The following is a 10,325-nucleotide window of genomic DNA, read 5'->3' on the forward strand; positions in this document are numbered from 1 at the left end:
GGATCTGACACATGATGTTCGAGAACTGGAGCTCACGCTGTGCGAGCCGAAGGAAATAGTCTTCAAGGCTGGGCAATTCATTTCATTTGAAATGCCAAAGGAAGGCCATCCGTATCCGGTCACCCGTCCCTATTCTATTGCCTCACCTTCTTCGATCTCGAATCGAGTGCTGTTGCTCTTCAATCTGGTTTCAGGGGGCCCTGGGTCAAGCTACCTTTACGGTCTTCGTGAAGGCGATCCGGTAACCTTTAAAGGTCCGGCAGGATCGTTTCTCCTACGAGAGGATCCAACCAAACGGATAGTGTTTGTGGCGACTGGAACGGGAATTGCTCCATTTCGATCCATGATACTCTCGGCGCTTGAGCAGGATGGCACTCAACCGCTAATGCTGTTCTGGGGAGTCAGAAGTGAGCGGGACCTATATTACCAGGACGAGTTCCAAGGTTTGGCCGACCGCTATCCGCATTTTTCCTTTGTAACGACCCTCTCGCAGCCAGGACCGGAGTGGACCGGCGTTAGAGGACGGGTATCTAGTCTCGTGCAAGAACGAGTGGCATCTGTCGCCGACTTAGCCGTCTATCTATGCGGCAATGGAAACATGATCAAGGACGTGACGGCGTACCTTCAGAGGAAGGGATTATGCCCGATTTACCGGGAAAAGTACTATTAGAGCGGAGAGGATCATGGAGCCGGTTTTTGAAGGGTGGATCCTAGCCTGGTGGTGTGCTGAAAGATGCATTTGGGGCAGGTGTAATGGATAAACTGGTTGCCGCCCACCACCCGTTTCATCATGAGAACCTTGCACCAAGTGCACAGGCGATCGGGTAACTCAGATCGGGACGTGACTGGGGCGGATGGCATGAGCATATTGTTCCTGAGCTCCGTGACCTTGTCAACCGATTGATGATGACGGTTCGCCTCAACCCAAAATATTCCTCACGGCTTTTATTCGAATCAAAAAAATTTATGGTATAGTTCACGCATGATGGTTCGCCTCAACACAACCTCTTACAGAAAGGGATCAACCCCCTATGAGTACTTCGGCCTCCTCCGAGTCCGCGATCTTACCATCCGACGCCCCTGCGGCTGATGCCCAACCGGTTCAAGACATGGTGGGAAGCGGCAATGCATGGGGGCTCTGCACCGCTGTTGATCTTCACGATTGCAATCCCGATCTCATACGTGACGCGGATTATATCAAGCGCTATGTGATTGAGCTCTGTGAGCTCATCGGCATGAAGCGCTACGGTGAATGCCAGGTCGTCAATTTTGGCGAAGGCCGCGTAGCCGGCTATTCCATGGTGCAGCTGATCTCAACCTCATTGATCAGCGGGCATTTCGCCAATGAAACCAATCACGCCTACCTCGACATTTTCAGCTGCAAGGGGTATGATCCCACCGTCGTCGAGTCGTTTTCGAAGGAGTTTTTCGGCGCCCGTCGTAGTGTTGCGACCGCCACACTCAGATACTAGAACTTTCGTTCACATTGACTTTGCTTCGGGGGCGTTAGCATTACGCCCCCGAATGCTTTAACCACCCCATATCATTGGTGTTATTTCACGATGAAAACTATGACTATGAAAGAGGTATTCGATTCACTTCCTTCAAAGCTCGATAAGAATGCAGCCGAAGATCTCGATGCCGTCTACCAGTTCGACCTCCGAGGAAACCAAGGCGGCCAGTACCATCTGCTGGTGCACAATGGGACCTGTGTTGTGAAGGATGGAACCCATGCTGATCCGCATGTAACCCTATCGATGACTGGGGAAGACTGTATCGGTGTCTTGAATGGACGGCTCAGCGGGATGACGATGGCGATGTCGGGGCGTCTACAAGTAACCGGGGATATCGGACTGGCCATGCAGCTGAAGTCCTTGTTCCCGAACATTGCCGAGGGGTAACGAATATTACTCCGGGACAAGAACCTTGTCGGCGGGAGTCTGCAGGTGATCTCCCCTCTGTACGTCAAGCCTTCTTGGAAACCGTTCCTCTAAAATCGCATACAGCGTCGGCACCAGAAACAACGTGAGCAGTGTGGAAACGCTCAATCCTCCGACGACCGCCCGCGCCAGGGGCGCGTTGGTTTCGCCGCCGGTCCCGAGGCCGATCGCCATGGGAAGAAGGCCGAAGACCGTGGCCAGCGAGGTCATGAGAATGGGACGTAGTCTGGTTCGCGCCGCGGTCACGACAGCCGGATGAAGTGGTTCGCCTCTACGGCGGAGCACGTTGGTGTAATCGACCAGCAGGACACCATTCGAGACGACGATTCCAAACATCATGATGATGCCCATCAACGACGTGGTGGACAGCGTCGTATCGGTCAGGAAGAGTATCAGGATGACACCGGGAAAGCCCATCGGCACCGAGAACATGATAATGAACGGATCGATGAGCGACTTAAACTGTGCGGCCATAACCATATAGACCAACAACAGCGCCAGGATGACCGCAAACTGCAATCCCTGGAAGGTTTCGCGCTGCTGCTGAATCTGCCCGGCCAGCTTGATACTGAACCCAGCCGGCAGCTGAAGATCGGCGAATGCCGATTCGAGATCCTCGGCGATCTCGCCGAGCGGTCGATTGACAGGATTCGCAGTAATGTGGACTACTCGCTGAAAATACTTTCGATCAACTTTCACCGGTCCTGCGTTCAGCTTGAGCGAAGCCACATTCTTCAGCAAGACCGGTTCGCCGGCTTTGGTCGTGAGCAGAATATTCTCCAGATCGGTGAGACTCTTTCGGTGTTCCTCCGCGAGCCATGCGCTGATGAAATACTCGTTGCCGCTCTGCGGATCCGTGTAAATAATCGGGTCGGTTTGGCCGTTTCCGTTCAGGGAAAATAATACAGCATTGGCGACGTCAGCTTCGCTGATGCCGAGCAAGGCAGCTTTCTCCCGATCGACTATGACATTGACCTCCGGGTAGTTTTCTTCCCGGCTCGGCTCGATATCCGCCAGGCCGGGGATTCGCTCCATGATTGCTTTGACGCGGGCGATGACGTCCCTCGCTTTGTCGAAGTCATAGCCATAGATTTCCACATCCACGGACTTTTGTGAGCCGAAGCTTGTGACACGTTTGACGAGTCCCCCAGGATCGAAATACATCGAGACGCCGGGGAAGAGTTTGATGATCTTGGGACGCACATCGTTCATGATCTCAACCTGATTTCTGGTCCGTTTCGCAGGCTCGACGAGGTACACTTGAATCGAAGAGGTATGGGGGCCTGTATTAGGGTTGAAGAGGGATGAGCGGCCTTGCGACAAGATCCCCGTGCTGGAGACGATAGTCTCCAGTTCGGTAGCCGGAATGTTCGCGCGAAGGACGCGCTCGACTTCTGAAACCTGTTGCTCCGTCTTTTCAACTCGCTGGCCGACGGGAGCCCGCAGGACGATACGGAACTGGCTTTCATCGGACACCGGCAGGAATTCCGTCCCGATCATAGGGATTAAGGCAAGCGATCCGACGAAGATCAGCAGAACCGCGACGATGAAGATTGGGCGATGCCCCAGCACCCACCGTAACGAGTCTTCGTAACTTCTATCGAGGGATTCATACCGGTTACGGCTCCACTCCATCAGTTTGGTAAACCAATGCGGCATGGACCGGCCAGCCTCTTGTTCAGGTTTGAGGAACTTGTAACAGAGCGTCGGCGTGACCGTGCGGGAAACTAAAAAAGACGTGAAGAGCGCAATGGCGATCGTGACAGTCAATGGAATCAGCAGCAGACGCGCGACGCCGACGACGAAAAACATCGGGAGGAAGACCACCACCGTCGTGACGGTGGACGCGAAGATCGGCATCGCGACTTCCCGGGCTGCCTCGAGGATACTATCCCACCGGCTGGAATTGGCATTCAGATGGCGCTGGATGTTCTCCAACTCCACAATTGAGTCATCAACCAGTCGACCAATCCCAAGGGCGAGCCCGCCAAGCGTGAAGACGTTAAGGGTCTGACCGGTAAAATAGAGCACAATAAAAGTCACGAGCATGGAAAGGGGGATGGCAACCGAAACGATCAGGGTGCTGGTGAGGTTGCGCAGGAAGATGAGGATGACAGCTGCGGCCAGCAATGAGCCGTGGAGAGCCTGTTCGACGAGATTATTGATGGATTGCCGGATGTAGAGGGATTGATCGAACGAAATGCCGAGTTGTACCCCCTCGGGGATGCCGAACATCCTCGGAAGCGCTGCACGCAGGGCGTCCACGACCTCGACCGTATTGGCGATCGGTTGCTTGTTCACTCGGAGAAACACCGATTTGGCTCCATCGGCATGGACGATGTTCGTTTGGATGTCGGACGAGTCAGTCACGGTTCCGACGTCCCGCACGCGAACAGGGTTGCCTTGCTGATTGACCTTCACGATGACGTCTTGGATCGGTTCGACTGTCCGAAACTGGTTGTTGGTAAACACGTTGTAGTCGAGGTTGCCGGCCTTGATGTTTCCGGAAGGCAGAATCAAATTGGCGGCTTTGACGGATTTCACGACGTCCAGAATTGAAAGCCCGCGGGCACTGAGCAGTGCCGGATCCAGATTGATGTTGATTTGGCGGATCTTGCCCCCTTCGACGGTTGCCGCTGCAACATTGGCGATCTGCTCGATCTGCGGGGCGATGGTGTTGTATGCCAAATCGTAGAGCGCGCGTTCGTCCAGTTCGTCGCTCGACACCGTAACGATTGAGACTGGAATGTTGGAGACGTCGAACTTGACGATAAAAGGCTGCAAAATGCCGGGCGGAAGACTGTTCAGAATCTGGGTGATGCGCTGCATCACCTCCATCTGCCCGACATTAATGTCGGCCCCCCAGTTGAACCAGATCTGCACGGCTCCGAGGCCTTGTTTACTGAACGATTCGACGTGTTCGACATTGGAAGCGGAACTCACGGCTTTTTCAATCGGATATACGACGCTTTGTTCGATGTCGAGAGGAGGCGCTCCTTTGTAAATGACACCAACGAAGGCAACCGGGACCTGAATTTGCGGAAAGAGATCAACCGGCAAGCGCTGAAGAGAAGTCAGCCCTAACACCACCATCGCAAGTGACAGCATCAGAATGCCGATGCGATTGCGCAATGCGAGTAGGGTCAGCCACATATCGAAGACAAAGAGAAATGATGGCTGAGTGTTGAGATGGCCTCACTGTCTGTGTCAACGGTATGATAGGTTCTGTTCAATCTTTCACCTCATCGTTCAGTCTGATGTCAGGGAAAGGGTTTGGGTTTGTACGGGTGTGCCGTCGTGCACCAAGTCTTTACCGGCGATGATGACTTGTTCCAGACCCGTCAAACCTTTAGTGATTTCTACGAGATTGCCGTTACGGGCACCGATCTCGACATCCACGCGTTGGGCGTTCTCCTCTCGAACGACATAGATATATTGCGTATCTTCCAGCCGACTGACGGCCTCGATGGGGATCTGCAATGCTTGATGATGGGTTCCCACTATAACCTCGACTCGAGCAAACATTCCGCCTTTTAATCGGAGATCTCCATTGGGTAAGTCGATTTCCACTGTCATGGTACGTGTCTCACGATTCAAGGCCTGGACGATACGGGTGACGGTTCCTTCAAACACCTGGTCTGGATAGGCTTCGGCGCGGAGTTCGGCCTTTTGGCCTATCTTCACCAACGGAATGTCTCGCTCGACGACTTCAATCAGCACACGGACCGTATTGATGTCGTGCAGGCTCATGATGCCCCGCGACATCGTCGAGGTACTTGCCGTTGCGCTGCTTACATAAGCCCCAGTATCTAGATTTCGTTCTGCGATATAGCCCGCAAATGGAGCCCGGATGTAAGAGTAGGCGAGGTTGGTTTCCGCCTGGGCAAGGGCGACCTCCATTTGTTTGACCTGTGCTTTCAAGGATTCCTGTGCTCCTCTGGCGGCGTCGAAGTTGACCAGTGCGGTGTCCAGGTCTTGCTGCGAGACAAATTGGTCTTTGATGAGAGCCTGCATGCGATCGAATGTAAGCTTGGCGTTGCGAACCACCGCATCCTGTTGAGAGACTTTCGCTTGCGCGGCCGAAAGGTTGGCTCTCGCCTGATTGACGCCATGATGATAGTCGGTATGGTCGATTTCAACGAGTAACTGATTGACCCTTACAAAATCGCCCTTATCGACATGCAACTTTGCGATGTAGCCGTCGACCCGTGAGAAGATATTGACGACTTGATTGGGTGTGATGTCGGCCGTATAGGCCAGGCGAATATTGAGATCCTCTCTCAGAGGAGACACCACTCCTACTGTGATGAGTCGTGTCTTGTTTGTGTCGGTTTTGGCGCCTGTGCTCAGACGAAAGGCGACAAGAGCCGTGACGGAAAAAAAGATGACGATTCCGAGGGCGACAAAGGGATATCGGAATAGGTGTTTCATGTGAGTATTTTGAGCTTACGAGTCCGGCAATTGCCGGACCAGCCCATCAAGGAAAAGTGAAACATATTCCGCCACTGTGTCTTCGTGGGTCAGGTGCATCGGCAAGCCAAAGATATCGTGCAGCAGTCGATGGTGGACGATGATTCCGAAGAACGCTCTGGCGGTAAGAAGTGGGTCGACCGGGCGGAACGCACCGTCATCAATGCGGCGGCGAATGTAGCCAGCAAGGAGATTGTGAAAAACTCGATACTGCTGCTGAAAAAACATATTGGACAGCTCATGTCCTTCCAAGGCGCTGAAAAGGAGTAGTCGAAGCAACGTCGGATCCGAGCCTTTTCTGATCCGATAACTAGCGAGCAATGTAAAGAGCCGTTTATCGTCTCGTTTCTTGGTTGCTTCTTCGACGGCTTCTCGCAACTCGGAATATTGAGCTTTTTCTGCAAGAATTGCGGTATACAATGCCTGTTTGGTCGGAAAATGTTTGAAGAGCAGCGCTTCACTGACGCCGGCAGCCTTGGCGATTTGTTTAGTGGTTGTTCCGGTAAAGCCGTTTGCGGCAAACAACGATGTCGCAGCGCTGATTAGGCTGGCTTGTCGTTCAGGACCCGACGCTCGTGACGGTTGCGGCCGTTGACGAGGAGATGTCTTTGCTCGATTCATGGTGAGTAAGTAGTCACTCACCATGAACTAGCATAAATAATTGTACGATGACAAGGTGGATCAATGAATAGAGTTGAACGGTGGAGTATGGAGGTCATAGAACAGGCGGCTGATCTTCTCGGTCATGACCGGCCATATCAAGTCGGCCGGCGTAAGCTCGTCCATGAGAATCGTGGGATAGAGGAGGAGGCGGGGGCCGGCTACATAAGTCGGAATCGAGTTCGTTGGTTACTCACGGTCTGATGAGAGATGCTTTTCCATATGAATGATTGCAGCCGTTTTCGATGGTCTCGGTTCAAATCCATGAATCGGACGGAAAACTGGCAGCCTGATACCCACACAACATGTGTCGACTTCAATACAAGCTGTGGCAATCCGTCGGGGAGCGTAATGGTGAGAGTCAATAAAGTTCCCCGTGTCACGGGCTGATCGCTGATGACGTGGCAACCAGAAACGGATATGTTTTTTGTGAGTCCTTGGCCTTGGTGAGGCTGCGTCGGAACTTCACCGATATAGCGCACTCGGCACGTGACAGCTACACGTTCGGCATAGCGGTTATCTAAAGGCACGTAGGATTTTCGGCCGCTCATTATCAGTTTCGTCATCATAGCTTCGTTTGGAGTATTTTCCTACTCAATTCGGCAATGTATCTTGCCATGCGAAGCGACATGATGCGCCGCCTAAAAGAAATTCCCGTGGTAAGGAGACAGCTACTGTGCGAGGGGGAACTACTGTCGAATCTTTGCCCAGGCTTTTTGGTACTCTTCGAAGGAATCGACTTCCATCCATCCCTTAAAAATCGGCACGGCTTGGATGCGATAGCCCTGGTCAATCAGTTCTTGCAGCATGTCGGTGAAAGATGCCTTGGCAAGGCTTGCAGACTCGTGAAACGGGGATGACGGATGCTGTTTGTGGGCAGCGTGGTAGGACTCGCAAAGGGCTTGAGTACCCTTCTCCGAGAACATGGCCATGCCGATGAATTCACCATGTGCCGATTCGCGCGGAAGCTGTTGGCCGATCTTAACCACCTGGTGTTCACCTTCGGGCATCACGAATCGGGACAAGTAGCTTTTGCCGGGAGGAGCGGCCAGTGAGACAAGATCCGGGTTAAGATGGGTGGGCTGGGCATTTCGTTGTTCCTGATCAAACCAAGCCAGATCGACAACCAAAGCAATGTCGGCGGGACTCTTAAGCAGCTTTTCAAGGATCGCGGTATCAAAAATAATATCGCCGTACAAGACGATGGTTCGCCCCCTTAACTCATTTTCGGCACAGAAAAGCGAAAGGAGTTCACCGGTTTCCTCATAACGATCGTTGTCGTAGTAACGGATATTGGGAAGCGAGATTGCTTCTTTTTTGTACCCGCGAACCAAGGCAATTTCTTTGATGTCGCATTCGTTGAGGGCGCTGATCTGGCGATCGAGGATCGTTTTCCCTTTAATATCGAGCAAACACTTCGGCTTATCCTCGATCAACGGCAGGAGCTGTTTTTCAAATCCGGCGGCGGCGATGACCGCGGTGATTCGTTCGCTACCCACCGGAAGGAACTGTTTCTCATCTTGCTCCATTTGCGGGACACCGACAACGTCATATACTTCCGGTAGCGTGACGATTCGGTCGTTCGCCGCTCCAGGGCGCGTGTCTTTCTTGATGAGATCCAGCGTGTCTTTCATTGCACGAATGGCCGCCCGTACAGGTTGGTTGGCATAGATAATGATCTTTGCCCCCGCTTGTTCCATTTCCAACGCGGTGGTCTGGTCGAAAATCGTGGGAACCACGACCAACGGAACCTGCCCTGACCACAGTTTGTAGACGGCCTTCAGTTCGTCAAACTTTTTGGATTTCGAATGGATCAGAATTGCATCGGCGCCCGCATCTGCATAGGCTTCAGCCCTCTTCAGCGCTTCTTCTTGTCCCCATCCGGCGATAAGGGCTTCGGTTCTGGCGATGACCATGAACTCTGGGAAAATCTGAGCCGCTTTTGCGGCTCGAATCTTGCCGCAGTGCTCTTCAATGGGAATCAATTCCCGTCGAACGCCTGCATAGAAACTGCAGCGCTTTGGATAGACGTTGTCTTCTATGCAAATAGCCGCCACGCCGGCTCGCTCGCGGTCGTTGACGGTCCGCATGACATTCAGCGCGTTGCCATATCCGGTATCGCAATCAGCAATGACCGGAATACTCACGGCCTCAACGATATTCCGTTCAACGTCGAGCTGTTCGCTTGAAGTGATAAAACTGGCGTCGGGGATACATTTCAACGAGGCTGAAATGGCGAAACCGCTCGCCCAGACACCGTCGAAACCAGCGCGTTCGATGAGACGGGCACTGAGCGCATCGTGGGCTCCGACTATTTTCAAGGCACCCGGTTTTTTCAATGCAGCCCGGAGTTTCGCGGCGTTCGTCATAGGACAACATGATGCGAAAGCGTGCAGCGGTTGTCAATGGGAACTTTTGTCCGGCCTGGGACAGAAGGGCAAAGGCCCCGGCAGAGCCTCGTCGTTCTCGTGACCTGCGCGGAGAGAAACGCATTTATCGAACTACTCTGCGGAACCGTTAATGTAGTCGTTGAACCGTGGTGCGAGCGTGCGACTATCCATGAAAATATAGCCACGCTCTGGACTGGCCTGATATGTCAGATTGATTTCTGTGTCGGTCCCGCGCCAGTTGTATTGCTGTGTGAGTCCTCGCGCCATTTGCCCGGGAAGATGCTCCAGTGGACCGAAGCGGCTTTCCAAGAAGCCCAGCACCTGCCGGTGGGCGCGCTCTCCTTGATACCGAATGACGACACGCGCGAATTGGTCGTTCACTGAGACATAGACGATGCTGGTCATCTGTGCTCCCGCGAATGATGGCGGCTCTGTCTTGCGGAGATATTCGGCGACATGCGGATCTGCCTGTATCGATTCCATGTCTTGGCGCGAAGATAAAGCGGTTCCCCAAGGAATATCGTGAAATCCCTTCGGGTCATTTGTCATGGGAACAGCCCATACTGGTCCGCCCCCGATCACGAGTATCAGGACCAAGGACCAAGTTAGGGATACCGGTTGGATGGAATCTTTCATCTGTGCAGGCGGATCGGCCGACAACCGTATCGGCACCAACGCTAACATGTGAGCGAAGTCAACTCAACCGCGGATCTTTCTTGAGAACCTCGCAGAGCGTATCTTATAATGCGCCGGTTTCCGGCGGGTGTGCATCAATATTCCAGGGGAACTCCCAGTGATTGAAAGCGACGTGTTCGTGCAAGCCATGCAGGACATGGGGGTCGATTTTTTCACAGGCGTACCGGAT

General features: G+C 53.3%; 9 protein-coding genes and 1 pseudogene. 4 read left to right on the forward strand and 6 right to left on the reverse strand.

What is annotated here, in order from left to right:
• The 3 genes and pseudogenes from ACOSYY_RS18055 to ACOSYY_RS18065 form a co-directional block, all read left to right on the forward strand.
• Positions 1-670, forward strand: a 670-nt coding sequence (locus ACOSYY_RS18055) for an FAD-binding oxidoreductase (protein WP_421664234.1), incomplete at its 5' end; no start/stop codon positions are given.
• A gap of 457 nt (positions 671-1,127) precedes the next feature.
• Positions 1,128-1,472 (forward strand): annotated as a pseudogene (locus tag ACOSYY_RS18060) (S-adenosylmethionine decarboxylase family protein); the annotation flags it as partial.
• Between the two features lie 99 nt (positions 1,473-1,571).
• Positions 1,572-1,901: an SCP2 sterol-binding domain-containing protein gene (locus tag ACOSYY_RS18065; RefSeq protein WP_421664237.1), complete on the forward strand. Its 330-nt coding sequence runs from the start codon at positions 1,572-1,574 to the stop codon at positions 1,899-1,901.
• Positions 1,902-1,907: 6 nt separating this feature from the next.
• On the opposite strand, the gene ACOSYY_RS18070 is transcribed toward ACOSYY_RS18065, so the two are convergent.
• The 3 genes from ACOSYY_RS18070 to ACOSYY_RS18080 all read right to left on the reverse strand — a co-directional run bounded on the left by ACOSYY_RS18070 (position 1,908) and on the right by ACOSYY_RS18080 (position 7,055).
• Positions 1,908-5,093: an efflux RND transporter permease subunit gene (locus ACOSYY_RS18070; protein ID WP_421664238.1), complete on the reverse strand. Its 3,186-nt coding sequence runs from the start codon at positions 5,091-5,093 to the stop codon at positions 1,908-1,910.
• 96 nt (positions 5,094-5,189) lie between these two features.
• Positions 5,190-6,371 carry an efflux RND transporter periplasmic adaptor subunit gene (locus ACOSYY_RS18075; protein ID WP_421664239.1) on the reverse strand — a complete coding sequence of 394 codons (1,182 nt, stop codon included), beginning with the start codon at positions 6,369-6,371 and terminating at the stop codon, positions 5,190-5,192.
• A 15-nt stretch (positions 6,372-6,386) separates the two neighbouring features.
• Entirely contained in the window at positions 6,387-7,055 is a 669-nt protein-coding gene (locus ACOSYY_RS18080) for a TetR/AcrR family transcriptional regulator (protein WP_421664240.1), read from the reverse strand.
• Positions 7,056-7,094: 39 nt separating this feature from the next.
• Between ACOSYY_RS18080 and ACOSYY_RS18085 the strand changes: the two genes are divergently transcribed.
• Positions 7,095-7,274, forward strand: a complete 180-nt coding sequence (locus tag ACOSYY_RS18085) for a hypothetical protein (protein ID WP_421664245.1) — start codon at positions 7,095-7,097, stop codon at positions 7,272-7,274.
• Here ACOSYY_RS18085 and ACOSYY_RS18090 read toward each other — a convergent pair.
• From ACOSYY_RS18090 to ACOSYY_RS18100, 3 genes are all read right to left on the reverse strand, one after another.
• Complete coding sequence (locus tag ACOSYY_RS18090) at positions 7,232-7,639, reverse strand: PilZ domain-containing protein (protein WP_421664242.1); 408 nt, start codon at positions 7,637-7,639, stop codon at positions 7,232-7,234. The genes ACOSYY_RS18085 and ACOSYY_RS18090 overlap by 43 nt on opposite strands.
• Before the next feature lie 120 nt (positions 7,640-7,759).
• Positions 7,760-9,439: an isocitrate lyase/phosphoenolpyruvate mutase family protein gene (locus ACOSYY_RS18095; RefSeq protein ID WP_421664243.1), complete on the reverse strand. Its 1,680-nt coding sequence runs from the start codon at positions 9,437-9,439 to the stop codon at positions 7,760-7,762.
• 132 nt (positions 9,440-9,571) lie between these two features.
• The gene (locus tag ACOSYY_RS18100) at positions 9,572-10,144 is read right to left on the reverse strand and encodes a hypothetical protein (RefSeq protein ID WP_421664244.1); all 573 of its coding nucleotides are present in this window, start codon (positions 10,142-10,144) and stop codon (positions 9,572-9,574) included.
• Positions 10,145-10,325 lie beyond the last annotated feature (181 nt).

This window comes from Nitrospira sp. BLG_2 (assembly GCF_049222245.1).